Source organism: Leptospira ryugenii, from assembly GCF_003114855.1.
GTDB classification, from domain to species: Bacteria; Spirochaetota; Leptospiria; order Leptospirales; family Leptospiraceae; genus Leptospira_A; species Leptospira_A ryugenii.
Window position 1 is genome coordinate 719,248 of the sequence record NZ_BFBB01000008.1, and the last position, 25,013, is coordinate 744,260.

General features: G+C 39.8%; 23 protein-coding genes. 10 read left to right on the forward strand and 13 right to left on the reverse strand.

Going from position 1 to position 25,013, the window contains the following annotated elements; genetic code table 11:
- Positions 1 to 29: 29 nt before the first annotated feature.
- Positions 30 to 731 carry a response regulator transcription factor gene (locus DI060_RS16110; protein WP_244594454.1) on the reverse strand — a complete coding sequence of 234 codons (702 nt, stop codon included), beginning with the start codon at positions 729 to 731 and terminating at the stop codon, positions 30 to 32.
- A 111-nt stretch (positions 732 to 842) separates the two neighbouring features.
- Between DI060_RS16110 and DI060_RS16115 the strand changes: the two genes are divergently transcribed.
- Positions 843 to 3,029 carry a hybrid sensor histidine kinase/response regulator gene (locus DI060_RS16115; protein WP_209452059.1) on the forward strand — a complete coding sequence of 729 codons (2,187 nt, stop codon included), beginning with the start codon at positions 843 to 845 and terminating at the stop codon, positions 3,027 to 3,029.
- Here the strand turns inward: DI060_RS16115 and DI060_RS16120 are convergent, their stop codons facing one another.
- From DI060_RS16120 to DI060_RS19020, 4 genes are all read right to left on the reverse strand, one after another.
- A complete protein-coding gene (locus DI060_RS16120) occupies positions 3,030 to 3,515 on the reverse strand; it encodes a DUF1569 domain-containing protein (RefSeq protein WP_167837028.1) in 486 nt (161 codons plus the stop codon).
- A gap of 86 nt (positions 3,516 to 3,601) precedes the next feature.
- A complete protein-coding gene (locus tag DI060_RS16125; RefSeq protein WP_108977945.1) occupies positions 3,602 to 4,339 on the reverse strand; it encodes a TerC family protein in 738 nt (245 codons plus the stop codon).
- A 54-nt stretch (positions 4,340 to 4,393) separates the two neighbouring features.
- Complete coding sequence (locus DI060_RS16130) at positions 4,394 to 5,848, reverse strand: hypothetical protein (RefSeq protein WP_108977946.1); 1,455 nt, start codon at positions 5,846 to 5,848, stop codon at positions 4,394 to 4,396.
- A 54-nt stretch (positions 5,849 to 5,902) separates the two neighbouring features.
- Positions 5,903 to 6,625, reverse strand: a complete 723-nt coding sequence (locus DI060_RS19020; RefSeq protein WP_209452060.1) for a S1C family serine protease — start codon at positions 6,623 to 6,625, stop codon at positions 5,903 to 5,905.
- A gap of 109 nt (positions 6,626 to 6,734) precedes the next feature.
- On the opposite strand from DI060_RS19020, the gene DI060_RS16140 reads away from it, so the two are divergent.
- Complete coding sequence (locus DI060_RS16140) at positions 6,735 to 7,847, forward strand: hypothetical protein (RefSeq protein WP_167837031.1); 1,113 nt, start codon at positions 6,735 to 6,737, stop codon at positions 7,845 to 7,847.
- 41 nt (positions 7,848 to 7,888) lie between these two features.
- Here the strand turns inward: DI060_RS16140 and DI060_RS16145 are convergent, their stop codons facing one another.
- The gene (locus DI060_RS16145; RefSeq protein ID WP_108977949.1) at positions 7,889 to 8,827 is read right to left on the reverse strand and encodes an RluA family pseudouridine synthase; all 939 of its coding nucleotides are present in this window, start codon (positions 8,825 to 8,827) and stop codon (positions 7,889 to 7,891) included.
- 59 nt (positions 8,828 to 8,886) lie between these two features.
- On the opposite strand from DI060_RS16145, the gene loa22 reads away from it, so the two are divergent.
- Positions 8,887 to 9,447: an OmpA family outer membrane lipoprotein Loa22 gene (gene loa22, locus DI060_RS16150; RefSeq protein WP_108977950.1), complete on the forward strand. Its 561-nt coding sequence runs from the start codon at positions 8,887 to 8,889 to the stop codon at positions 9,445 to 9,447.
- A gap of 45 nt (positions 9,448 to 9,492) precedes the next feature.
- On the opposite strand, the gene DI060_RS16155 is transcribed toward loa22, so the two are convergent.
- Positions 9,493 to 9,894, reverse strand: coding sequence for a winged helix-turn-helix transcriptional regulator (locus tag DI060_RS16155; RefSeq protein WP_108977951.1), 402 nt, complete (start codon positions 9,892 to 9,894; stop codon positions 9,493 to 9,495).
- Between the two features lie 122 nt (positions 9,895 to 10,016).
- On the opposite strand from DI060_RS16155, the gene DI060_RS16160 reads away from it, so the two are divergent.
- The 4 genes from DI060_RS16160 to DI060_RS16175 all read left to right on the forward strand — a co-directional run bounded on the left by DI060_RS16160 (position 10,017) and on the right by DI060_RS16175 (position 16,782).
- On the forward strand, positions 10,017 to 10,631 hold the full coding sequence (locus DI060_RS16160; protein ID WP_108977952.1) for an NADPH-dependent F420 reductase: 615 nt from the start codon (positions 10,017 to 10,019) through the stop codon (positions 10,629 to 10,631).
- Between the two features lie 67 nt (positions 10,632 to 10,698).
- On the forward strand, positions 10,699 to 11,142 hold the full coding sequence (locus DI060_RS16165; protein WP_108977953.1) for a DUF1801 domain-containing protein: 444 nt from the start codon (positions 10,699 to 10,701) through the stop codon (positions 11,140 to 11,142).
- Between the two features lie 56 nt (positions 11,143 to 11,198).
- Positions 11,199 to 12,812, forward strand: a complete 1,614-nt coding sequence (locus DI060_RS16170) for a fumarate hydratase (protein ID WP_108977954.1) — start codon at positions 11,199 to 11,201, stop codon at positions 12,810 to 12,812.
- A gap of 208 nt (positions 12,813 to 13,020) precedes the next feature.
- Positions 13,021 to 16,782, forward strand: a complete 3,762-nt coding sequence (locus DI060_RS16175) for a hypothetical protein (RefSeq protein WP_108977955.1) — start codon at positions 13,021 to 13,023, stop codon at positions 16,780 to 16,782.
- Positions 16,783 to 16,823: 41 nt separating this feature from the next.
- Here DI060_RS16175 and DI060_RS16180 read toward each other — a convergent pair whose 3' ends face one another.
- The 6 genes from DI060_RS16180 to DI060_RS16205 form a co-directional block, all read right to left on the reverse strand.
- Positions 16,824 to 17,252 (reverse strand): hypothetical protein, encoded by a 429-nt coding sequence (locus DI060_RS16180; RefSeq protein WP_108977956.1) that lies wholly within the window; start codon positions 17,250 to 17,252, stop codon positions 16,824 to 16,826.
- Positions 17,221 to 17,742 (reverse strand): SRPBCC family protein, encoded by a 522-nt coding sequence (locus DI060_RS16185; RefSeq protein WP_108977957.1) that lies wholly within the window; start codon positions 17,740 to 17,742, stop codon positions 17,221 to 17,223. The genes DI060_RS16180 and DI060_RS16185 overlap by 32 nt, the downstream gene beginning before the upstream one ends.
- Before the next feature lie 59 nt (positions 17,743 to 17,801).
- Positions 17,802 to 18,656, reverse strand: coding sequence for a helix-turn-helix domain-containing protein (locus tag DI060_RS16190; protein ID WP_108977958.1), 855 nt, complete (start codon positions 18,654 to 18,656; stop codon positions 17,802 to 17,804).
- A gap of 175 nt (positions 18,657 to 18,831) precedes the next feature.
- A complete protein-coding gene (locus DI060_RS16195; protein ID WP_108977959.1) occupies positions 18,832 to 19,362 on the reverse strand; it encodes a TRL domain-containing protein in 531 nt (176 codons plus the stop codon).
- The gene (locus tag DI060_RS16200) at positions 19,359 to 19,688 is read right to left on the reverse strand and encodes a TRL domain-containing protein (RefSeq protein ID WP_108977960.1); all 330 of its coding nucleotides are present in this window, start codon (positions 19,686 to 19,688) and stop codon (positions 19,359 to 19,361) included. Before DI060_RS16200 ends, DI060_RS16195 begins: the two co-directional genes overlap by 4 nt.
- Position 19,689: 1 nt before the next feature.
- On the reverse strand, positions 19,690 to 20,019 hold the full coding sequence (locus DI060_RS16205; RefSeq protein ID WP_108977961.1) for a TRL-like family protein: 330 nt from the start codon (positions 20,017 to 20,019) through the stop codon (positions 19,690 to 19,692).
- A gap of 409 nt (positions 20,020 to 20,428) precedes the next feature.
- Between DI060_RS16205 and DI060_RS16210 the strand changes: the two genes are divergently transcribed.
- The 3 genes from DI060_RS16210 (at position 20,429) to DI060_RS16220 (ending at position 25,010) form a co-directional block, all read left to right on the forward strand.
- Entirely contained in the window at positions 20,429 to 22,732 is a 2,304-nt protein-coding gene (locus DI060_RS16210; protein ID WP_108977962.1) for a sigma-54 interaction domain-containing protein, read from the forward strand.
- Positions 22,733 to 22,914: 182 nt separating this feature from the next.
- Positions 22,915 to 23,778, forward strand: coding sequence for a hypothetical protein (locus DI060_RS16215; RefSeq protein ID WP_135355080.1), 864 nt, complete (start codon positions 22,915 to 22,917; stop codon positions 23,776 to 23,778).
- Positions 23,779 to 23,828: 50 nt separating this feature from the next.
- The gene (locus DI060_RS16220; RefSeq protein ID WP_108977964.1) at positions 23,829 to 25,010 is read left to right on the forward strand and encodes a hypothetical protein; all 1,182 of its coding nucleotides are present in this window, start codon (positions 23,829 to 23,831) and stop codon (positions 25,008 to 25,010) included.
- Positions 25,011 to 25,013 lie beyond the last annotated feature (3 nt).

Sequence of the window (25,013 nt, forward strand, 5' to 3'; positions counted from 1 at the left end):
TACCGAATCAGACACTCATGACAGTTCTGCTATTTTTGCATTTCTTTTTGGTATTTAGAAATCAATTCGTTATTGTTTTTACAATCGAATTTGGTGCGCATTTGGTTCAAGTGGTATTCAACTGTTTTTCTGGATTTATTGATTTTTTCGGCCACTTCATTTTGAGAGAGTCCCTGAACTAACAAATTCAATATCTCTATCTGAAATGCAGAAAAAGGGAGAGCAACATTGCTGATGCCTTTTGATACAAACATTTCCCCGTCTAAGATGGATTCAATGACTCGAGGTAGATCTGCGATTGGATCCGATTTTAAAATATAGGCATCGGCCTTGGATTTTAGAGCATTTTCTACATACATTTGCCCAGCATGCAGAGTAAACATTGCCACTTTCGTTTTGGGAGAAATTTGTTTTACTTCTTTCAGAAGATCAATTCCACTTGCATCCGGTAGGTCTATATCTAACAAAAGGAAATCTGGCTTTTCTTCCGAAAGAAATTGGCGTAAATCATTGCCAGTACGAAACTGTCCGACAATCTGAAATTTAGGCTGGTTTTTCAGAACGGATAGGATTCCCTCTGTAACAACGGAATGATCTTCTAATATGGCGATTCGAATGGGTTCCACGTGAGCTACTTTAAAACTTTTGGTTTTCAACTTATGGAACGGATTGCCCAATGCAAAGCGATTTTTCTGCTTTTGGTCTTTGCCAACCTTTCCTCCTGTAATCATGGAAAACCCTTAATTTTAGCGCAAGATGGATTGCTAAATGCTGAGAATTGGTACATTGCCAATTCAAATTTGGAGCTTAGAGGGGAATGGAGGTTCTTTTGGAAACAATTTTTGAATCCAAATGAGGTCGATCCCAAAGAGAAGTTTTTGGTCCAAGCAGGTACCCACTGGACTTCCTTGAAAAAAGAGGGAAAACCTCTCCCTAGCTTTGGTTATGCTACCTATCGACTCAATGTTTTGTTACCTGACAACCGAGAGACTCTTGCGCTCTCGATCCCCGTTTTACATACCGCCTATCGCTTGTATGTTGATGGTGAATTGGTTTATGAGAATGGTATAGTTTCCGAATATGAGAACATACATAAGCCATCCTTTCACACCAAGGTGATTGCCCTTAGAGGCGTCAGAAAACACCTTCGTCTACAGATCGATATCTCGAACTATAGCCATAAAATTGCTGGCATGAAAGAAGTAATCCATCTTGGTCGTATCGATAATATTTATTCGGAAGTTTCAGATGTATATGTCGCAAATTGGATTATTATTCTTTTTTTGAGTCTTTTATCCCTTTATCATTTCTTCTTGTATATTTTAAGAAACTCAGAAAGAGGTTCATTCTATTTAGGATTTTTATATCTCGGAATCTTGGTGATGATATTGAGTCTCGCTGAAGGGAGAATTTTATTTAATACTTTTTCCGATAGCTATTGGTTGCTTTTAGTGCGGCTCTCTAATATAGGTTTGCCTATAAGTATCTATATGGCCACAAGAGTTCTTTTTCATGTTTTTTTAAATCATAAGTATGAGATTTTAATAAAAGTAACAAAGCTTTATGTGATCCTATATATCTTAACAACCTTATTTAGTCCAAAAGCTCAGATGGCTGAGTGGACATATCTTTTTGAGTTTTGGTCGATAGGATTCATCGCTCTCGGTTTGATTTTAACTGTAATCGCTGTCATCCAAAGAAAGAAGGATAGTCTACTTTATCTCTTTAGTTTAGTTCTGATTAGTTTAGGATCAATCTATGACACTCTTTACAATGGAAATTATGTAAGTGGATTTCAAGGATTTGGTTATTACAATCTACTATTCTTTTTGGTTCCGCAAACTTATATTTTAACGCGATCAATTTTTCAAATTTTTAAATCAGAAGAGATTGCATCTAGGCAATTGATGAAAAGTAACGAAGATTTAGAAAATAAAGTGAAAGAAAGAACACTAGAATTGCAAAAAGCCAATCGATGGAAGGCGAACTTTGTATCTTTGATGTCTCATGATTTACGCTCACCATTAATTGGTGTTAGTCAGATTTTAGATGTCCTCCAATTTAAATTTAGTACTACTTCTGATGAGGAAAAGTTAAAATTCCTAAATATGTCAAAAGAAGGGATACAAAACTCTCTTCGAATGTTAAAATCACTTCTAGATATTAGTCGCTTTGATTCTGAAGGGATCAAATTACAGCAGTCACAATTTGACCTAAAGACTCTTTTACAAGATGTTGTGTCCATATTGGATCCCATTGCAACGGTAAAGGAAATCACTTTAATACTCAATGTACAAAGTGAAACATCTATTATTGCAGATAGAGCATTGTTAGAAGAAGTTTTTAAAAATATTATCACAAATGCGATTAAATTTTCTTATCCTCATTCGCAGATTGAAATCGCAGAGCGAATGAAAGGTGATTGGATCTCGATTGAGATCAAAGATTCTGGGATTGGAATGGATGAAGATGCGATTGCCAAAATATTCGGCGAGGACAACCCCAAAAGTCAGCCTGGTACAAACGGAGAACTCGGAAGCGGTTTTGGTTTAAAACTCTGTCTGAATATTTTAGAAGCTCATTTCGCCAAACTCAAGATCCACAGTGAGCCAGGCAAAGGCTCTACCTTTGAAATTCAATTTTCTAAAAATCTTAGATCCGTTTTGTTAGTCGATGATTCGGATGCCTATCGATCAAGCCTTGCTGAAGATTTAAGGCGAAGAAAATGGATCGTGATTGAAGCAAGAAATGGTGAAGAGGCCTTGGATCACTTGAGCCGCATCAAACCAAGTTTGATCATTACGGATAAAGAGATGCCGATTATGGATGGTATTTCTTTCTTACACGAATGGGAAGCCATACGGGGCACACATTTTATTCCAGTCGTGTTTATCAGTTCCGATTTAGCACTTTCAGGCGGAGAAAATTTGATCGAAAGCGAAGGATTGGATGAAATCGTGATGATGTCCATTTCCAAACTTGTTCCGATCTCCAAGATGGCTGACCGTATTACAAAGACCTTTCGTTGATTAGGAAACTAAGCTCACTCTTTCCAAATGGTTTTTGATATGGAAAAGGTGAGCATTTTCATACTCTTCCTTGTCCAAAGTCCCATAGGCAAAGTGTGGTTTTAACTCCTCTGCTTTTGCCAAGGAAAATCTTTCGATTGCTTTTTGGAGTTCCAAACTACCTTCACTATAATTTGCATTTGGGTTTAGTTCAGTGGCTCCCGGGATAGGTTCTTCCAATCCATGGCTCATCTTACCACGCAATGAAAAAAAAGTAAATGCAAGAGAACCAGCAGTACCTCGGAAGAATGCAGATTTCATTTCCGGATAACCATCCATCGAATACTGAATGCTTTGTGCACAATGAGAGAGAATTTTACCTATGCCCCAAGCCCCGACCACATGTATTTTATCATAAGATAATTTTAGTTCATCCAGGACTGTGTAAATCTGTGTTAGGTTTTTTGCTCCTGAGATGCGTTCTTGGAACTGATCTGATGATAACATAACCTTTGTTTCTCCCAATATTTGCTGCGTAATCAGTATTGAACCCGTCGCTATACTATTTTTCAGAAAACGCTTTCGATTCATCGTCATTTGTCCTTGAATACAACTGGCTTTTTGTCAGATTTTCTCAATTGTATATTTAACATCTCTACGATGACAGAGAAGGCCATTGCAAAGTAAATATATCCTTTCGGGATATGAAGTTCCCATCCTTCTCCCACAAGCGCTAGTCCAATCAAGATCAAAAAACTTAGGGCAAGAATTTTTACAGTAGGGTGCCTATCGACAAAGTCTGAGATAGAACCACTGGCAAGTAACATGAAGCCCACGGAGATGATGACAGCCAATATCATGATCATCAAATGGTCTGTCATACCAACCGCTGTTATCACAGAGTCCAAAGAAAAAACGATATCCAATAACATGATTTGTATGATGACATTTGTAAAGGTAAGTTTCTTTCTATCCGAATCTTTATCCTCTCCGTCTCCTTCCAATTTATGATGAATTTCTGTTGTCGACTTCGCTATTAAAAAGAGTCCACCTACGATCAATATTAAATCTCGTCCGCTGATCTCATGGCCTACCAAAACAAAGAAAGGTTCGGTTAATTTCATAATCAAAGATAAAGAAAACAATAGCAGGATTCTTGTTAACATTGCGAGTAAAAGACCAATTTGTCTGGCATTTTTCTGTTGGTTCTTAGGAAGTCGCGATGCCAAAATAGAAATGAATATAATATTATCGATGCCCAGGACAATTTCCAAAGCAGTTAGTGAGACAAGTGCAGCGAGTGAGGCAGGGTCAGTAAAAATTTCAAACATAGGATAACCTTAGTGAGTAAGTGAACCTTGTGAAAGCAAAAAATCGAGCAAAATTTATGGGATTTTGGGACCGATGATCTGCCAATCCAAACACGGGATTGGGTATAAAATCCCGCTCTCTTTTTGGGCAGAATTTGGGTTTCGTAGGATCTTCCAGCGGAAAGAAGATATTTCCTTACTTACAAGCCCTTGATCCCACTTTGTATTGTGAACCCAAGGGTAGTAGATTCCATCTGGGGTGAAGGGTACTAAATGTAACCGATTTTGACTATAGGCACGGCTATATTTTGTGAGCCAATACTCTGAAAAAACAGCCTCATTCGAGAGGGTTATTTCGAGTTTTTGCAAACATTCCATGCGGATTTGAAATTTTTCTTTATAGGCAGATATCTTTTGTTGGTTGATCGGTTCAATTTTCGTTACGCATAAGTAAGAGAATAAAAGGAGTAGGCTCATTGCGATGATCTGAACATACTTGGACAGTATGTTCTGGATTAAAAAAAGGGGACAATAGAGAACTACTATCGGAAGTGAGTAGAGATACCTTGCATTCATTTCGATCTTTAAACATATTAGAAAGAGTAATGTGAGAAAGATAGAAAGAGTGAGTAAAAGTGGTTCAATAGTACCAAGTTTTCTATAAAGAACGAACATAAAAATCGCTAAGACTGTAGTCATCGGAAACATATATTCGGAAAGTGGTACGCTTGTTAGCCCAAATAGATGGATACGCAAACCATCTAAAGCCATGGTAGGCAATTGCATGAGATTGAGAAAAATTCCCTGCCATCCCAGTTGATGCGTTTGAAAGCTTCCGAGACCTACCATCCGTTCCCATTTTTTCATGGTTAAAAAAACAACCAAAGTGAGAATCAGGATCAGGATTCCAGATTGAATTCTCTTGGTGAATAGGAAGTAGAGCGCCAAAAAAGGGACAAAGTGTACGAAAAGCCAGAGCTCAGATTGCAAAAAAAGACTAAATAAGATAGAGACAAGGAACATCTCTCGAAAACGAACCAATCTTCTTATCTTTATTTGATGGAAAAGGATGCCCATCATCAAAAATTCCATGCCGTGGAAACTCGGTAAAAAAAATTGACCCCACTCCCTTGGATAAGTAACTCCCAGAAGTAAAAAAGAGAAACTTAGGAATACTCCATTCAAAAAATGTAAACCTAGAACCCTCAGAAAGTAGACCAATCCATACAATACGCACACCAAGTATACATTGAAAAGGGTTTCGAGATTCGATGTGAAACTTTCTACAAACCATAGTAGAAGTACATCTGGTATCCATGTGGAAGAGGGTGGAAAATTCCAAGTCCTTACATTTTGAATGCTATCATGTAAATCAAGTCCAAAGAGGTAAGGATAGAGAGCATCACTATTGGTAACTTCGCCAAAGTGGTAATAATAAATCGCTTCTGTTTGGAAACCTAGCAAGGAAAATAGAATCAAAAAGGCACAACAAAAAATGCCTTCCCGGAACCACCCAGTTGAAGTAAGCATGTTCCGAATCTATACATATAAATATAGTCGTGTCCAACGGTTTTGCCTACAGATTTATTCTTTTTCTAGAAACTCTCTGACTCTATTGGCAGGGATAGCATAACCTAATCCTGAGTGTCTCGATTCCGAGAGAGTCATTTGGTAGCGGGCAATCCCAACAAACGCGTGAGCCTTATCGACTAAGGGTGCACCAGAAAATCCCGGTAAAAAAATTTGATCAAACTGTATAAAAGAAAGGTTGGGTTCTGTGGGATCACCACCCAGAACGGCTGGCTTTGAAACCATGCCTCGGTAAAGAGACTTCTCTTCTCCGAATGGACTTCCCATCCCCCAAACCTCTAAACCATACTCTGCTGGGATTTGTTTCTCGGTTTCGATCCAACCATGACCAAAATCCAGACCTTGGATTTCCAAGAGGGCAAGGTCACTTCGGTTATCTTTGCGAACCAATTTGGTTTTATAGGATTTTTCCAAATGGTAGACATAAACTGTCTCCACTTGGTTTACAAAATGTGAGCATGTTAGAATATATGAATTATCTGAAATAAAAAAACCTGTTCCAAAAGTACTGTTTACATGAATGGTTTGATTTTCTCCAAGTCGAACCGTTGATTTCGATAAAAGGTCGATTGTATCATTTTTGTTTATTGCACAATTTGGAAAAAAAGTTAAAAAAAACAAAAAATTAGCGGTCATTAGTTTAAGTTTGAAGTATTGTTTATTTATGCGCTGAATGCGATTCAGTCGACTCTTGTTCATTAACGCGTGCAAGATCATGAATCTAGACTCCTTTTTTATTCGTAAATTATGAAAATCTAATTTATTATTGACATTTTTGAAAAGAAGTATAGGAATTGGCTTCATTCTTATAAGTGCTAGGTGAACAATGAAAACGATAATCAGTTTTTTAATCATTCTTTTTCTCATCAATTGTAATGAAAAAAAGGACAACGACAATAATAATCTTTTGGCCTTATTTTTGCTAACGCAAAGGCCGGCGTCCGAATCCACAAGTGATTTAAATACGCCTGTAGGTAGAGCAGTCTCGGTTTCAGGCATATTGTCAAACATTTCAAGCTCCGTAACTTCTACGTCTAACACGTCGAATTTCACGATGAGAGATCGAAAGGCAAAGGAAATGGATAAGCTCCAGCTTTTGACAATCCATACAATTCTCTCGAAGGGTAAGGAATCACAAGAGGCGCAAGCAGCCCTAAAAACCTTACTTCAGAAGCAGACAGAATCGATTGCACAGAAAGATCAAAAAGTGAATAGACGTCTCACCGCTTGGAGTTCTGCAACAACAGATTCAGAGGGTTATACCTCCTATACTTTTAGCGGCACAGTATCTGGATATGCTTACACCAAAGTCACTCAAGATATTAAGGCCTTTACGAATGCACCGACAGTGACTTGTAATGTGACAGGTTATTCCAGCTTTACAACATCCTCCACTCGAAAGGGAACCGCAAAGTTTACTGACGGAAGTTTTAAAACGAAGACAGGATCCACAAAATCCTCTGCAACTGTTGAATTTACAGGATATGGAACGCTTTATGGAGATCTCTACAAATCCATTGCGTTGTTTAAAAAATACAATGGCAATAGCGCGGCATTTGCTGCCTCTTCTTCCACAAAGCCATCTTGTGAGACTTACCAAACCTTTTACAATGACTTCATGAGTGTCTATAACGAAGCAGAGCTAACTGGTACACTTAGTTACAACACTGTAAGTGAATTCACTTCGACGATTTCTGGATCAAACTTTTCTGTAGCAGGTACATTCACGTCTACCTCAAATTCTGCGAATGGGATCACTATTTCACAGAATGGACAAACAGCAAACTTCAACATATCTAATCTAGTTTTGAAATCAATTGCTGCCTACAGCTATAACAACTCGACCTTGAAGTATACAGGAAAGTATACAATTACGATCACTGGCACAGTTGGTGGCAGCGCCGTCAATGAAACACTCTTGGTAGATTTCGATACCTAAATCGACCCTGTTGAACATCGGGCTTTTTAAATGCCCGATGTTCAATAACTCCTACACTTTCGTTCAAAGGTTTTGAACCTATCTGGCAGATCAATCTCCACTTCTAAATACTGTTCTGGGCTGAAAGGATGTGGGAATTTTATCTTTTTTGCTAGTAACAATAATCCAAACTGCGCATAATCTTTTGCAGATCTAGAATACAAACTATCTCCCACTACAGGGCAATGTAAGTGCTGTAAGTGGACACGGATTTGGTGTGTCCTTCCCGTTTCAATCTGTATCGTCAAAAACGAATACTTTCTACCAGTTTGCGTTTGGACAATCTGTTCGGTTTTATAGTGCGTGATGGCATCCCTGCCAGTCTCCCGGATGCACATCTTCACTCGGTCTACGGGGTGCCTTCCGATTGGCAATCGCATTGTCCCCTGTCCCTCAACAGGTGATTGTAAGACCCATGCTTGGTATGTTTTCTCCACCTGCCTATTTTGGAAGGCCGCTGATAATTTTGCATGGGCTCGGTCGGATTTGGCAATGAGGAGGACCCCTTCCGTGGGTTTGTCTAGCCTGTGGACGATTCCTGGCCTGCGGTTTCCACCAACAGAAGACAACTGTTGGAATTGATAGAGAAGTCCATTGGCGAGGGAAGGTTGGTCATCCCCAGGGCCGCTGTGCACGGCTATCCCTGGTTTTTTATGGACTACCATAAATTCCTCTTCTTCATAGAGGACGGGAATGTCCATTGGGATGGGCTCTAAATGGGACTCCGCTTTGGGCTGGAGTTGGATGTTGAGTTTTTGGTCGGCACGGAGCCTCAGCCCATTTTTACCCAAAATCTCTTCTGTTTCAGCATCTCTTACCCAACCCGATTCAATCCATTTTTGTACCGTGGAACGGGACAGATCATCTCCCGCCTGGTCTTTTAGAAAAAGGTCCAGCCTTGCGTCAGCGTAATCTTCGGAAACAGTCAGTTGAATTTGCATTTTCGGTTGTTATCTAGTGAAAAGAACAAAATCATGGACGATCGAAGGTAGGTCAACTGATGAAAAAAGCAATTTTGACGAAACTTGCGCTCATCGCCGGAATTTCTCTCATTATCGTACATTGTTCTTCGGCTGAGACAAAAACGGAAACAACAACGCAAGAGCCAGCTGCGGATACTAAAGTATCATCTAGAGATTTAAACATGGCTCTGTTAGACGAGATCAATACAGCTCTCAAAGATTATCGATACCCAGATGGAGCTCGAAAAAGAGGTTTCGCTTATAAACAAGCTGATATCCAAAAAGAAGACTTCAATCTATGGGCTAAGGATAACGTAGCGTATATTAAAGAAGCTCTCACAAAATTACCTGAAGACTACTCTCTACAGATCATTGGCCATGCCGATGCTTCTGGACCAGAAGAGGCAGAAGGCAACAAAAAAGGTAACGGATATTATTCTCAAATCCGTGCCGATGCAGTGAAGGATGCTCTTGTGAAACAAGGTGTTCCAGCAAATCGTATCGTAACGAAGGCTGCAGGATCTTCTTCCCCTATTTCTGGTTTCTCTGAGACAGATGCGATCAACAGAAGGGTAACCTTCCAAGTCGTTTCTAAATAATCCACAGAAACAAGGATTGATTGAGATAGCCCGGTGCAGATCGGGCTATTTTTTTTTGTTTGCCTTTCGACTCACTTTTTCTTTGGGAAAGGAAGTCTGGTCCTCAACATAAATGCCAGAACTCTTCATCAAAACATTTCCCAACTCACGCATGTCCGAAATCAAAGGTATTGTTTTTTTCCCTAGCTCTGTTAGGCTATATTCTGTTTTTGGTGGAACGACGGCATACACCTTTCTAGAGACAAGGCCACAGTCCTCTAATTCTCGTAATGATTGTGCCAACATCTTGTCCGAGATATGGTTGAGGGTTTTTTTGATCTCGCTATACCTTAGAGTTTTTTCTCTGAGTCGCCATAAGATGGGCATCTTCCAGGCACCGCCTATCCAGTCCAAAAGAAATTCCACGGGATTAAAATAGATTTTGTCTTTGTATTTAAATTCTGGCATTACACTCACCAATGTGTAAGTTACTTACAATATATTATGGTATAGATAAAATTGCGCATATTTCAAGAAAAATTAGATTCAAAACATAGTCTCGATTCTTAATATTAAGCCTAGAGGCATGTATGAAAATTGCGATTATCGGAACGGGAAATGTAGGCGGTGCACTTGCTCGTGGCCTGTCCAAAAAACATGAAGTCTTCATTGGTGTGCGAAACCAAGATACGTTTAAAGGCAAAGAAAGCCTTCCCTTGGAACGATTGCAAGTGACAAGCATTGAAGCAGCCGTTCAGAAGGCAGAGACAGTGATTTTAGCAACACCTGCGGTGGCTGCCATTGAAGTGGCTCGGTCCTTAGGAGACACGGGTTCTAAGGTCATCATAGATACCATGAATGTTGTCATGAAACGAGGACCTGAAGGATTTACCAATACTGCAGATGCCATCCTCGCCCATACAAAAAGCCAAGATATTGTGAAATGTTTCAATACTACAGGAGCAAACAACATTGCAAATCCCCAATACCCGTCTGCTGCAATAGATGCCTTTGTGGCAGGTAATTCTATACGTGGCAAGGCAGTCGCAAAAGAATTAGCGTTGGATATGGGTTTTGCCGACTGTATAGATGTGGGCGGAAATGATAAATTTGAACTCATGGAACATTTTGCAAATTTCTGGATCAACCTGGCAATGTTCCAAGGCCTTGGTCGGGAGATTGGGTTCAAAATTTTAAAACGTTAACTGATTTCTTATTAGCACTTAGAATAAGGATTGAAATCGTACCGTTTGTATTTACGGTTCAATCCTTATGAACACGGTCAGCGAATACATCCAAAGTCTCCCAGAAGATCGCAAGCTTGCCTTTTCAAAACTACGGGCCATCATCAAAAAACAATTACCGAAAGGATTTGAAGAGACAATCATTTACAAAATGGTAGGCTATGTGGTACCTAAAAAGATCTACCCAAATGGATACCATTGCGACAAATCTCTTCCCTTACCTTTCCTTCAAATAGCCTCTCAGAAGCAGTTCATCGCTTTGTACCATATGGGAATCTATGCGGATCCCAAACTTTTACAATGGTTCCAAGCAGAATATCCGAAGCATTGCAAATCTAAATTGGATATGGGAAAGAGCTGCATCCGCTTCAAAAAAATGGATGAGATTCCCTACGCATTGATTGGGGAGCTCGTGGAAAAGCTAACGGTGAAAGATTGGATAGGTCTATACGAAAAGAAATTGCTCCCTTAAAAAACCATTTACGGTTTGTCTAAAGATAGGAAACTGTTTTTCAAAACGAGGAAGCCATGCCCGAATTTTTTTACTCAGATCCATTTCCGTTAGGTACTGATACAACTACCTACAAACTTTTGACAAAAGACTACGTCTCTACTGTTCCCTTTGGAGACAAAGAAATTTTAAAAGTGGATCCCGAGGGTTTAACCTTTCTTGCCGAAAAGGCAATGGAAGATGTTTCGTTTTACCTACGAACAGAGCATTTAAAAAAGGTCCGCAAGATTCTAGACGATCCAGAGGCAACAGAGAACGATCGTTTTGTGGCGATGGCACTCATCAAGAATGCAGTAATTGCCGCCGACAAACTCCTTCCTTCTTGCCAGGATACAGGCACTGGCATTGTCGTCGCAAAGAAAGGAGAATATGTAATCACAGGTGGAGACGACGCCCAAGCACTTTCGAAAGGTATCTATAACACGTATGTGAATCGTAATTTAAGGTATTCACAAGTGGTACCACTCTCTATGTACGAAGAAGTCAATTCGGGATCAAATTTACCAGCACAAGTGGATATTTATAGTACTCCTGGCGACAAATATAGTTTTCTCTTTCTTGCAAAAGGTGGTGGGTCTGCGAACAAAACATACCTCTACCAAGAAACAAAAGCTCTCTTAAATCCAGCATCATTAGAAAAATTCATCTCAGAAAAAGTGGCAGGTCTTGGAACCGCAGCATGTCCACCTTATCACATAGCAGTTGTTATAGGTGGTACAAGCGCCGAGATGAATTTAAAAACCGTAAAACTAGCCTCTGCTGGCTACTTAGACCATTTACCTACAAAAGGCAACAGAGAAGGTGTTGCCTTCCGAGATTTAGAGCTAGAAGAGAAAATGCTCAAAGCCGCACAAAAATCTGGTATTGGGGCACAATTCGGTGGCAAGTATTTGGCCCATGATTTTCGAATCATTCGATTGCCAAGGCATGGCGCCTCTTGCCCAGTAGGATTGGGAGTGAGTTGTAGTGCTGACCGCAATATCAAAGCAAAGATCACCAAAGAGGGGATTTATTTAGAGCAACTAGAATATGATCCTTCACAATTCCTTCCAAGTGTAGATGACGTAGAAGCGAAGAGTGAGGCAGTCCATATCAATCTCAACCAACCTATGAAGGATATTCTTCAAATTTTATCCAAACATCCCGTCAAGACACGAGTTATGTTGTCCGGTAGGCTAGTTGTGGCTCGCGACATTGCTCACGCAAAATTAAAGGAAAGATTGGATAAGGGTGAATCGCTCCCTGATTATTTCAAAAACCATCCCATCTATTATGCAGGACCCGCCAAAACTCCAGAGGGAATGCCATCTGGATCCTTTGGCCCGACCACTGCAGGTCGTATGGATAGCTATGTGCCCCTCTTCCAAGAGAAAGGTTATTCGATGATTTCATTGGCGAAGGGCAACCGTTCCAAATTGGTGACCGACAGTTGCAAAAAGAACGGAGGTTTCTACCTCGGTTCGATTGGTGGCCCCGCAGCCCTTCTAGCAAAAGAGAACATAAAAAAGGTGGAAGTTCTTGATTACCCAGAATTGGGTATGGAGGCTATATGGGCCATTGAAGTCGAGAATTTCCCCGCCTTTATTGTGGTAGATGATAAAGGAAATGATTTTTTCCAAATGTTAAACTGAGCTGTCAAAATTCTCTTAGTGTGGCATGGAGTAAGGTGTTCAGGTCTCTGAACACTTGTTTGATCCTCGTTCAATAACTTTCTGCCCAGATTTTGATTGGAGAGACTCCATAGCAGGGGTGTTACACAGAGAAAATTTCAAAAAATCCTTTTCATTTTTTTTAGTACATTTCGAACTGGACGCTAACTGAAAATGATTAGGAAAAATTATGAGAAAACTTATTTTTGCGCTTTTGCTCTCTTTCGGATTTTCTTCGTGTGCTGCAGTGATAAATGGCGAGTTATCGAAATCGTCTACCAAAGGATTTGTTAACTTTTTCGGTGCACTTCTTGGTGCCGTTTCTCCCAATTCAACAAATTTAGAAGACACCGTCGTTTCTACTCCCGTTGGTTCGGGTGAGGTGACATCTACTGGTACCACATTACGCTCGAATGATGGTATGATCACCATAGATTTTCCCGAGGGTGCAGTAGATTCTAATATTGAATTTCAAATCAGTAGATACACGCCGGAAGATACAACATATCCATCCAGCTACGTTCCAACGAGCCCAGCCTATATAATTTCTCCTTCTTATAAATTCAAAAAACCAGTGACGATTTCTATGTCATTGGACACTACAAAGATACAATCTTTAAATTTAGAAAAATCAAACTCGCTCGCGTTTTCGTATAGTACAACAAGTGCTGAAGAAAATGCAGGAAAAATGCCAAGCTGGAGTATGCACCAGACAAGCGTAAATGGCGACAAAGTAGTGTTTACAACAAACACATTTTCAATTTTCGGACTTGCTAGCCCTCCAATAGGCAATAGAGCTCCTATTAATTCTGGTGCATTTTACGTATTTAAACCTGGATGTAGTTTCGTTCCTTATATGATTCGAACTCAGGTGATTGATCCGGACGGAGATGCGCTAGAGGTTTATTTACTTACAGGACCAAAAAATGGTGGTTCGTTTGCTATCCGTATGACTCGCGAGGGAAGTACAAATTGGTATTCTACCCTTATCCCGTATGAAGCAATTAGCCAAGCAGGGATAAAGATGCAAATTTCAGCCAAGGATTCCTTCGGAAATACCTCCTTTGTTCCCGGCAACAATGTTTTCATTTACCCTGAAAGTTCAAATGTTTCGACATTTATATCTGGCTATGATATAGATGCAGACAATGATGGCTTGCTTTGCGTTTGGGAAAGAGATAACGGGAGATCTGATACAACAAGTGCAGATGCTTCTTCTGTAATAGATTCTGACTCTGATGGAATACCAAACTCAGATGATACAACGCCTAACGGAGAAGCAAACCCACAAATAGATTCTCTCACAATTTTTCCTTCAGAAGTTACAATGGACTTGTCTGAGAAAGTTTTGTTCGGTGTTAGCGCAAGTTATCTTGGCAACCCTAGAATGGTAAATGCTAACATAACGGCTAACGGAATTGGGCTCAATGGTTCGAACATAGGTAATATTGTAGCAAACGTTTTCACTCCGTCCGTACCTGGCTCTGCGGCTGTGACTGCAACAGTAGACGGGAGAAATGCACAGGCAGTAGTAGTTGTGAGAGATAGTCTTGGCCCAAATAATATAACAGATCTTATTGCTTTCGCAACATCTCAGAATAGAGGCAGACTTGAATGGACAGCACCAGGAGATGATGGAAGTAGTGGAAAAGCAGCAGGTTATTTGATCTTTCGGTCCTTAAATCCGATCACTAACAATGCCACTTGTACGGGAACTTTAATTCCCCACGGCTTAGTACCAAAACAATCTGGTGCCAGAGAATCATTAAATATCGCTGGGCTCGTACCAAATACCGATTACTATTTCTGTATAAAAGCTATGGATGATAGCGGGAATTTTAATCAATGGCCACCAATGACGGTCTCATTGAGAACATTCTCTGCTCCCGATACAAGTCCTCCATCCGAAATCACATCATTAACTGCAACTGCACTAGGAAGTAGCCAGATTCAACTCAGCTGGAACGCAGTAGGAGACGATGGTGGAACAGGAATTGCTTCGGTTTACGAGATATATAGATCAACGGGTGTAATCGCTACTCTTGATTCTTGCCAATCGTCTATCGCAGTTTCTCACGCTGTCACACCTGTTGCTGCAGGCTTACCTTTGAATGCAGTAGTTAGTGGTCTTTCAGATAACACACAATATTTTTTCTGCGTGATCGCTTACGATGATGTTGGAAATGTTAGCAACTGGACCTCAGTGGTTTCTGCAAGTACTTCGCGAACAAATCTCACTCCAACGGTTGTTATGAATATTTACCAACTCGAATGGGGGAAAGGAGACTCAATTCAACTACGTGCTATTGTCGCGGATGGAGATGCCTCTGCTTGTAATGCAAATATTAGCAATTACTTATATGAATGGGAAGTTACATCAAAACCAACAAATTCTAGTTTGCTAAGCTCTAACATTATTAACCGCAATACATTAAATGCGAATGTTATTCCTGATCGCATCGGAAGGTATACATTTCAGATCAAATTTACGGATGATCCTGGTATTTGTGGAGGAGTGGCAAAAACTGCCGTCGCAAGTATTGTACTAAATGTGATCCCAAAATTTTCATGGGCACGGTCCATTACTACGGGTCTCTATGGTTCAACATTTGATGCAGTAACTACTGATCCAAATGGAAATATTTACGCGGCTGGAACCCAAAGAGGACAAGACAACTATACCTATGGTCCTGGAGTCACAGCCACATCCCCATCTGCAAATTCAAACTCAGTACTTGTAAAATACGACTCAGCTGGGAATGCTCTTTGGGCTAGGTCAGTTAGCAATAGTGTGCAAGAGTCATTTTATTCTTCGGTAGCTACGGACTCCGCCGGCAATGTTTATGTTGCAGGTGGTCAAAATAGCCAGAGTAGTTTCCATTATGGATCAGGTGTATTTTTGACTGGAACCACCAATGGATGGAACCCGACCTTAGTAAAATATGATCCAAATGGGAATGCTTTATGGGCTAAGTCTTTGGTGGGGAGTAGTGGAAGTTACTCAACTTTCTCTGTTGTTAAAGTGGATAACAATGGGAATGTCTATGTCGGCGGATACCAGGATGGAGAAACTTATAACTATGGATCTGGTCCGATAAGAGGAGTGGCAGGGTTTCGAAATCTTTTTATCGTAAAGTATGATGCGAACGGTACAGCGGTTTGGGCAAGAACTGTGACAACATCACCTGGACACTCTGAGATCAAAGGATTAGCCATTGATACAAATGGGGATGTCATTGCAGTTGGAGTGCAAGAAGGAAATGGGAATGTTCAGTTCGGAAACTCCATACATACTACTCCCTCAACTGGTCCAAATCCTTTTGTCTTGAAGATCAATTCATTTGGAAATTTATTATTCTATCGAACAATCACCTCTAACCAGCCCTCTATATTCGTACAAGGTGGAGCAACCTTTAATTCAGTGGCTCTAGATATCCAAAACCAAATCTATGTAGTTGGAACTCAATATCCAAATACGACAGTAGGCTACGCAATTGGAACAACCTTATCTACAAATAGCCAAGAGAGAGGTATCATTTTAAGTTATGCAGCAAATGGTACATTTCGTTGGTTGCGAGCTGGGGAACCAAACGGAAGTTTTTCTTCCGCTAACTTTTACTCTGTGTTCTCTGATGTAAGTGGTAATGTATATGCTGCTGGAAGCAATGCTGGCTCTGCCACTTTTGATTACGGAAACGGCGTAAAGATCACTTTTCCTATGAGCACATCCTATCCGATTCTCTTAAAACTTAACTCACAAGGAATCGCACAATGGATAAAATCAATGTATTCTGGCGATGGAGGGCTTTTTCTCTCTACTACTCTGGATATGAATGATTCGGTAATTGTTTCGGGAAGTAAGCGAACAAACGTTTATTTTGAAAGCAATCAGTTGCTTACTAACCCATCATCTCAATCGGCATCATTTTTAGGAAAACTTCCTCAAAATTAAGAAACAACCAGAGGCAAACTTAAATGGTTTGCCTCTGCATATTAGGATGAAATCTCAATACCTTCCTTTTTTTGCATAGAACTGATAAACTCAGTACCAAAGCTGAGTTTTTTCGCAATGCTTGAGTTAGGTGCAATCACTCGCCAAAAAGGTGGGATTTCGTTAGCCTTCGTTCCTCCTTGGTACTTCTCAAAGGCAGATTCTGCAACGATTCTCAAAAATAATCCCGTGGTGACCGGACAAGTGGCGTCTGCCTTAAACCTTTTTGCCAAATCCTTTCGAACCTTTTTGATATCCACAAATTCTCCTTTGGGAATTTTTCGAATGTACTCTTCAAATATCTTTGGAGTAGCCACTAACATATCTGAGTCTTCTTCAATGTCTGAAAATCGTTTATCAATATGTTTAACTTTTGGCTCCGCCTTTTTATTTAGCTTATCATTCCATGGTTGTTTTGATTTTTCTTTCATCGAATGTTTCTCCTAGTGCCAAACTCAAATCTTTTAGATAGACTTCCATTACCTGATTCACGTCAAAGAAAAGATATGAAATCACTCTATAAAAGATAGAGGGAACTCGCACGGATTCCTGGAAGATTACTTTTGTTCCATCACCGTCTTTCTCAAGGATGCCTATCCATTCGGCATCCAAATATTCGGGCTCTAAAACTTTCATTTTCCAATAGTTAGGTTCCCTGGTCTCAATCGTTTGGAATTTAGTATGGATTCCTTGTTTTGCGATTTCAACCCAAACTTCGGGATTTTGCGAAATCACTTCGATTGATTCCACGTCCTTTCGCCAAGATGTTTGCCCCTGGATATTTCGAATTTGTTTCCACACTTGCTCTATACTGGTAGAGAACCTCGCTTCCTTTTTCACAAGGCGCTTTTCCGGTGCCTTAACTACAAGAAAAGCTACCAGAGCAAAGAGGATGCCGACAACGATTAGTATGATTTTCATATTGATCTCCTTAACTTCTAAAATAGCAGACTTAAGGAAAAACCAATTGACGATTCTTGCTAATCTTTCAGGCGGAATAGGATTTCGATTTCTGTGTTTCGATAGAAGGGTGGGATTTTATGATAAATTTCCCAAGCAGGTTCATTAGAAAGGGAAAGGTTTGGATTTTGCAATAAAAAATGGTACGCAATCTTATACGTTGCTTCTAAGTTTGCAATGCTCTCCGTATGATACAAAGATATATACTTACCTTTTCTGAATTTGACTTCTTCCAATGGAAAGGGAATCTCTTTTCTAAAATGCTTTGGAATCGGCACTCCAAATTCGATTCTCCGAAGGCTTGTATCTTCTAGTTTGGGTGGGTCGATACTCCGTCCATAGATGAGGAATGGTTCTCGAAATAATCCTAGTTGTAAACTTTTATCCAAAAGTATTTGCATTGTTCTTCTATAACTTCCGTTCGATCCTGAATGCCTGATCATACAAACATTTTCCATGTCTCTGTATTCACTTTTCCGGAATGGATTTTTTAAAATTTTGGACTGGATGGGAGTCAGTATGCTCCTTCCTGGGAACGGAACAGATTCTTTTGCCTTTCGATAGGCCTGCGGAGTGAGATGAAACAATTTTTTAAAATTTCGAATATATGTTTCCGTATTCTCAAATCCAATTTCGAAACTGATATCGGCAATCGATACATTTGTCATGAGAAGAAGTTGAATACTTTTCTCAAGTCGTACCTGGTTAAGGTAGTCGATACATGTTTGCCCAAAATAGGATTTAAAAAGCCTATGAAAATGAAAAACAGAAAGATGCGAAGATTTCGCCACATCGGAAAGAAGTAAAGTCTCTGAATAATTTTCTTCTAAGTAGCGACGAGCCCTCATCAATCGCATTGCTAAATCATTTTTCATAGTACAATTTTTTATTAGGTTTCATTTTACTTCGTGAGTGTATTTTCGAAGAAAGAAGTGTTGCCATCGGGGAAATGTTTGGTTCTATTTGTAATAAGTTTTGGTCAATTTTTCCATGAAGGATTCAAAAGAAGACTCTTTCTAAATTCCATGGAAAAATTGCCAGTGCGAGGATTTATTTTACGTTGTTCTGAATCCCCTTAACTTCGCTTTTCTTATAGACTATGGTTTTTCCATCTGAAGACACAGCGACAACTGAGTCGGCAGTAATAGCTGCTTTCACGTTTTTGATCACTTCGCCGTTTTTAAGAGTGATCACATCGTTGAAGTTGGCTTCATTGTTTTTTCCACTCGAAATCTCATTTTTGATCGGAACATTGTCACCAGTTACGACAGTGCACAAATTCTGATAGAGAGATAGTAGATTGAAGGTAGTTCTATTCACAGTGTAGATATTTGTGATTCTACCATTGTTTGCCGCTTTTTCTGCTGAGGCATCCCCAAAAGCCGCCAATAGAATGAAATTGTGAACACATGCACTACCAGTTAAAGGGCCATCCAACTTTCCTCGACTACCTAATCCTTGTTTTGTGGAACTAAAAATAGCTCCTTGCGGTCCAAAACCAGTTCCATATCCAATTGTAATACAAGCATTCATGAAAATGCCAACGAAAAGAACTAAAGTATATATTCTGAAATTCTTCATCTTGAGCCTCTCACGACTGTACAAAAAGTATGGATACCAAACCAATTTGGATAAAATCGATGGGTTACACTTCTTATGTTTTTGATTGAAGATTTTTCGGCCGCCTTATTTACGGAAGCATCTCCAATTGATACGAGTGCAAAAATTGACCTGGCACAAGCTTCTCCTTCCGCATCTGTTACTTCAAAACCTGATGCACTAAAACTTGATTTTCCATCGTTAAAAAAATAAGTGTTTGCGGGGTTGCCAACGGTGACTGCATAACAATTTCCAAGCATCATTGTTAGCAGGCCCAAGCCCATAATTCGCGATAGTCTTTGCAGCATATTAGTCCCCTCTTATGACTGTGCACTGCTTAGAGAAAAGACCCAGAATTGAAAGTCCTTCCAAATCTATTGTGTTCACTTTTGCAATACCAACAGAATTTGCCGCAGCCGTAACACTTGCATCTCCAAAGGCAATCAATCCTAAGATCGAATACGTACAAGCAGAGCCGGTTTTTGCTCCAGTATTTGAGATTCCATGAATCCCGATTTTAGTAGAGGTGAAAATTCCACCTTGCGGACCAAAACCTGTTGTACTGCACTGGATTGTAAACATCACAGCAAATAAAAAAATGAGTAGAAACCTTTCTACAAACTTGTGTTTTCTCATCATAGTCTCCAATTTTTGTTTTCAGAATGATTGAATGCAATCTTCTACGGGTTATCAAATGTTATCGCGATCGAATCTTCAAGGAGTTTTTTGTTCCAAGAAATACTTCAAGGCATAAAACATAAAATCTGTCTATTTGGCCTGGAATCATAGATGTAGAAAGAAAATCCTTCCGAAAATGAAACCATGAGTGGTATTCGAATGGTTACAGAAAAGTAAAGATCAATCAGTAATCTTTATACTTTCCTTTTAGTGAGAGTGACACTTCTGGGAAAAGCGATGGCTCTTAAATCTCGTTTTAAATAGAAACGAGCATCCATCAGCCGAAGAGCTAAATCATACTTTACAATGGAATTTTTTTATTGAGTTTCTTCTTAGAAATTAGATAATAAAATCCCAACTAGGAGAGAAATTGTCCATTTATTTCACTGATCTTTCCGCAGGACGAGTGGCTCCTATGATACTCTCTCTGCTATGTTGCTTTTTTTTTCTATATAAGAGAAAATCAAAAGATTTGGGTTCCTTTTGGTTTTCATTGTACTTTGGTTTTTTGTTTGTCTTTAACTTTGGTTACTGGTTCGGATATAGTATTTTCCATCCCATAGGATCATACGGATGGTTGTTTGCCTGTGCCATTGCTTTTGCAGCATTGTCTCGCCTGCAAATCTCGTATTCCTTTCCCTCGGAAGTATTCAAAAAAGAAAGAGTATTTGTTTTGGGAGTTGGTTGTATATTGGCGACTTTCGCGTTTTTGGACTATGCGTTTCGTTTCTCGGCTACTTTGGGTTTTTCGTTTTCGCTTCATGCCTACGGTTCTAAATTCAAATCTATTTGGATTCCTATCTTTAGTTTTATCGCATATCTATATAGTATTGTGGTTTCGATCAGACGTTTGTTATCCTCTTACAGCCAGAGACGTCAGGTGACGAACATGCAAAGTGAATTGGCAGGCAATCGAAACGAAGTATCATTGACGATTTGGTTGATCCTACTGACTACCATAGAGCTGATTCTTACTGGAATTTATTTTTTAGGCCATACTCGTCTTTTGGATGCTGTGATCCTTGCTGAGATCATGAATTCAGGGATTCTCGTTATCTTTTCAGGATATGTAATACTGTATACGAGTTCTACAACGGGCAGAACAGGATTTATCCCAAGACTATTGGGGATGTCTCTCGTTTTTTTTCTGATTGTTTCAACCTTGCAATCTAGGTATTACGAATTTTTATTTCGTAACTCAATTTTGCAACAGGTATACGATACGACTGTGGAAACAATGGCAATCCCGGAATTAGAGATGGAACAAATACGACTTCAGGCAGAGGTTCAGCATATTGGAAACTATTCTCATTTTTTCTTTGAGCGTGAAGGAAATTTCTTTATTGCCTTGCGCATGTTAGATGGAAATGAGTGGAAGATTTTCCATTATCTCAAGTATCGAGAGTCAATTCATAGCTTGATTCTTCCATCAGTTTGGTTTCAAATCTGCCTTTCGATCTTGGTATTGTTATTTTTTCCCATTTTCTTTAAAGAAAGTTTTCTCTTACCGATTCAGCAGTTGATGGAAGAAATCAAATTGGAATTCCAAGGTATAGAAAGTCGAGATTCACCAAAGAGTTTTGAATTTGGGGTTTTACGGAATGCCCTCTTTCGCATAGCCGATATGATCCAAAAGGCAAAAAAGGATTTACCAGAGGTTTCAGAAACTTTTGATTTTTTAGAATCCTATCTGTCTAGCAAACCCAAAACATTGGAGATAGGAAATACCTCATTGGTTTACAAAAGTAGTATTTTTGAAAAGACAATCCAAAAAGTAGAGCAGGCGGCGAGGTTTCCTCACCCTGTTACGATTACTGGAGAGACTGGTTCTGGAAAGGAATTGGCTGCAAGAATGATCCATCAATTGGGAGAAAATAAGAATGGACCATTTGTCGCAGTCAACTGTGCAACCTTGCCAGAAAATTTATGGGAAGCTGAAATCTTTGGCGCAAAGAAAGGCTCGTTTACTGATGCAAAGGTAGACAGAAAAGGTAGAATCCAAGAAGCTGATGGTGGCTCCTTGTTCTTTGACGAAATTGGAGAGATGCCTTTGCCCATCCAAGCAAAAATGTTGCGTCTATTGCAAGAAAAAACTTACACGCCATTAGGTGCTAACAAAGAGCACATAGCAAATTGTCGTTTTATTTTTGCAACAAACCAAAACCTATCAGAAATGGTAGAAAAGAAATTATTCCGCGAAGATTTACTATACCGTATCCAAGTATTTAATATTCCTTTGAACCCACTTCGTGATCGAAAAGAGGACATTCCGTACCTTTGGGATTTCTTTACGGAATCCTTTTGCAATGAATACAAAATGACAAAACCAAAGATTAGTCAGAATGCATTCCGGGCTATCCTTCAATATCCTTGGCCTGGGAACATTCGAGAGATGCAGAACACGGTGATCCAAACACTGACACAATCTCCCAAAGAGCTTATTGAAGAGTCCGACCTTCCCTTCCTCAGAACACTCAGAAATGATAGGGACAATCATGCTTTCTCCTTGCCGCGAGGACTGAAGCTAGAGGAAGAGTTGGAACAACTGTCAAAGGATAGGATTTTACAAGCCTTAGAACTTGAAAAAGGGAATATGACTAAGGCAGCATTACGTTTAGGATTGAAACGAACGACTCTAAGATACAAGATGAAGGATTTGGGGATATTGGATTAATCGGCAGAAAATTAACGATCGTCAAAAAATTGACGTCAGTTTTCTGACGAAGATTCTTTTATTTCTTTATTTTGCCACTAAAATGCCTTGTAAATCAGGTTTTTGCGATATATTGGTCATTTGGCACGAGATTTGCTGAGATTTGTCCTCCAGGGAGAAACATTCCCAAGGAGTTTGTGAAAATGATAAAGTGGATACTCGTGTTTTTAAGTCTGCAGGTTTCCTTATTTGCAGAGAAGGTGATTTATACCCATGGCATGAACCTTGTTGAATCCAACGAGGCTTGCCAAGACCAGAGAGTCGGCGTTCCTAACTGCAATGTTTGGAAAGGGATTACACCCGTTGGCGACTATGTCTTAGTCGGCTATGATGGAAGAAGGGATCCGCTGCTTGCAGAACCAACATCTGGTACAGTCAGACTATTGCAAATGCTTAACAAATACTGTCGCAAGGATAGAGGCCAGTCATGCCGATTGGTTTCCGAATCTCTGGGTGGTTTCACAGCAGCGGCCACAATCTCTAAATACAACCAGTCAGGTATTTATAATATTCTGTATGCAACACAACTTGTATCAGCAGAGGGTGGCTCAGAGGTAGCCAGTCTTGGAGATAAAGCCATAGAAATTTTGCGACTGGTTTTCGGCATTACATCTGGACCTCTTGATCAACTAGCTGACTCAAGGGATGCCATTCAAGCCTTGGTTGTAACAAAGGCACGATCTAGTTTCGATCACAATCGAAATAATGGGACTATTTTTTATCATCTTTCGGCGACGAAATCAATCTTTATTGCAGAACCATTTTTACCCGGTAAGGACGACTCTCTCGTTGCAATGCATAGTTCTTGCGGTTACCGCCAAGCCGGAGCATTTTCTAGATGTATGGGTGAAAAAGTTAAATCTTGCGATCTATGTTTTTGGGAGAGGGCAGTGAATGTGACTCCATGGGAGGGACATAGAATGCATCCATTGATTCCAAATACAGGTTTGGCGATTGGTCATATGCAAGGCCATGATGACGTTCGTTACCAAGAACCAATACGATAAAGCTAAAGAGGATAGTGTTCTCAACACTATCCTTTCATAAGGAGAATTATATGAGGAAAAGGATCATCATTCTATTTGTCCTCCTTCTTTTAGTAGGCATTGGACTAGTTTGGAAAACAAAATCACAAATACAGAAGGAAGGCAATAGCAAGAAGCTGGGAGGATATGAAGGTGATCCTTCTTTAATAGTATCAGATCAAAACTATTTGTCAGAGCAGAGTACTGAAATCGATATTGAACAGGTGATAGATGATTATATGTCCTGGGCCGAATACCCGCCCAATAGTCGGCCTCTCCATGAATCTCACACTGATCTATTAAACCCAAAAGTGATTCCAGTGGTTACACAAGAAATGCCCATTTTGGAAAAAGGGAGTATTAAGGCCTCTGGATTCTCATGTAGTTTACAACCTGAATACCACTCTGTAACAGAAGGAAAGACACTACGTATCTTTTTGAGTTGTTTTCGCACTGGCTCTGCAAATAGAGAAAGCATCAAAATTATTGAATCGGACTTAAAAGGAAAGGCCGGGAATCGAAGCATATTCCCTCCTTCTCTCCAGGCAAATGATAGTGGTATGGATGGAGATGAAAGGAAAGGGGATCTTGTGTATACATTTCATTTTCGCCCACAAAGAACTGATTGGGCAGATTTTTATCTGACGACAAAGTTTACGATTGATGCAGATGAAACCCATTCAATTCACAGCTTAAGCCATCATTTTTTTTCCTCACCAATCGCACCTGCAAACTTCACAGGAAGGTATGAGGACTATTTATCAGAAGGATCCCTTTTGATTGAAGTTGAATTGGATGTGAAAGAGGTAGGACGATATACAATAGAAGCAAATTTGATGACAGAAACTGGTGAACCAATCGCATACGCTAGACGAGACCAGAAATTAAATACGGGAAAACAGAGAGTCGCATTGTTATTTTTCGGTCGAGCTATCACCAAACGTAGAGAAAATGGTCCTTTCCATATGACTTTTTTGAGAGGAGAATTGAATACGGATGTGATCCAAGAGGATATGTTGTCTTTACCCCCTGAACAAGTTGATATAGCTCTCCGATCCGTTAGAGATGATCGACCAAAGAAAAAGCTAATCCCGTATTGGGATGATGAAATTACCACAAAGGCATATTTACTTTCAGAATTTAAAGCGGATATATATGAATCAGATGAGAAACAAAATCGTATAGCGGAATTGAAGGCTCTTAAAGATAGATAGGTA

Bases quoted from the DNA above. Each gene is read 5' to 3' on its own strand.
- DI060_RS16110 (WP_244594454.1), bottom strand. From the start codon at position 731: ATGATTACAGGAGGAAAGGTTGGCAAAGACCAAAAGCAGAAAAATCGC.
- DI060_RS16120 (WP_167837028.1), bottom strand. From the start codon at position 3,515: ATGTTATCATCAGATCAGTTCCAAGAACGCATCTCAGGAGCAAAAAAC.
- DI060_RS16125 (WP_108977945.1), bottom strand. From the start codon at position 4,339: ATGTTTGAAATTTTTACTGACCCTGCCTCACTCGCTGCACTTGTCTCA.
- DI060_RS16130 (WP_108977946.1), bottom strand. From the start codon at position 5,848: ATGCTTACTTCAACTGGGTGGTTCCGGGAAGGCATTTTTTGTTGTGCC.
- DI060_RS19020 (WP_209452060.1), bottom strand. From the start codon at position 6,625: ATGATCTTGCACGCGTTAATGAACAAGAGTCGACTGAATCGCATTCAG.
- DI060_RS16140 (WP_167837031.1), top strand. From the start codon at position 6,735: ATGAAAACGATAATCAGTTTTTTAATCATTCTTTTTCTCATCAATTGT.
- DI060_RS16145 (WP_108977949.1), bottom strand. From the start codon at position 8,827: ATGCAAATTCAACTGACTGTTTCCGAAGATTACGCTGACGCAAGGCTG.
- loa22 (WP_108977950.1), top strand. From the start codon at position 8,887: ATGAAAAAAGCAATTTTGACGAAACTTGCGCTCATCGCCGGAATTTCT.
- DI060_RS16155 (WP_108977951.1), bottom strand. From the start codon at position 9,894: ATGCCAGAATTTAAATACAAAGACAAAATCTATTTTAATCCCGTGGAA.
- DI060_RS16160 (WP_108977952.1), top strand. From the start codon at position 10,017: ATGAAAATTGCGATTATCGGAACGGGAAATGTAGGCGGTGCACTTGCT.
- DI060_RS16165 (WP_108977953.1), top strand. From the start codon at position 10,699: ATGAACACGGTCAGCGAATACATCCAAAGTCTCCCAGAAGATCGCAAG.
- DI060_RS16170 (WP_108977954.1), top strand. From the start codon at position 11,199: ATGCCCGAATTTTTTTACTCAGATCCATTTCCGTTAGGTACTGATACA.
- DI060_RS16175 (WP_108977955.1), top strand. From the start codon at position 13,021: ATGAGAAAACTTATTTTTGCGCTTTTGCTCTCTTTCGGATTTTCTTCG.
- DI060_RS16180 (WP_108977956.1), bottom strand. From the start codon at position 17,252: ATGAAAGAAAAATCAAAACAACCATGGAATGATAAGCTAAATAAAAAG.
- DI060_RS16185 (WP_108977957.1), bottom strand. From the start codon at position 17,742: ATGAAAATCATACTAATCGTTGTCGGCATCCTCTTTGCTCTGGTAGCT.
- DI060_RS16190 (WP_108977958.1), bottom strand. From the start codon at position 18,656: ATGAAAAATGATTTAGCAATGCGATTGATGAGGGCTCGTCGCTACTTA.
- DI060_RS16195 (WP_108977959.1), bottom strand. From the start codon at position 19,362: ATGAAGAATTTCAGAATATATACTTTAGTTCTTTTCGTTGGCATTTTC.
- DI060_RS16200 (WP_108977960.1), bottom strand. From the start codon at position 19,688: ATGCTGCAAAGACTATCGCGAATTATGGGCTTGGGCCTGCTAACAATG.
- DI060_RS16205 (WP_108977961.1), bottom strand. From the start codon at position 20,019: ATGATGAGAAAACACAAGTTTGTAGAAAGGTTTCTACTCATTTTTTTA.
- DI060_RS16215 (WP_135355080.1), top strand. From the start codon at position 22,915: ATGATAAAGTGGATACTCGTGTTTTTAAGTCTGCAGGTTTCCTTATTT.
- DI060_RS16220 (WP_108977964.1), top strand. From the start codon at position 23,829: ATGAGGAAAAGGATCATCATTCTATTTGTCCTCCTTCTTTTAGTAGGC.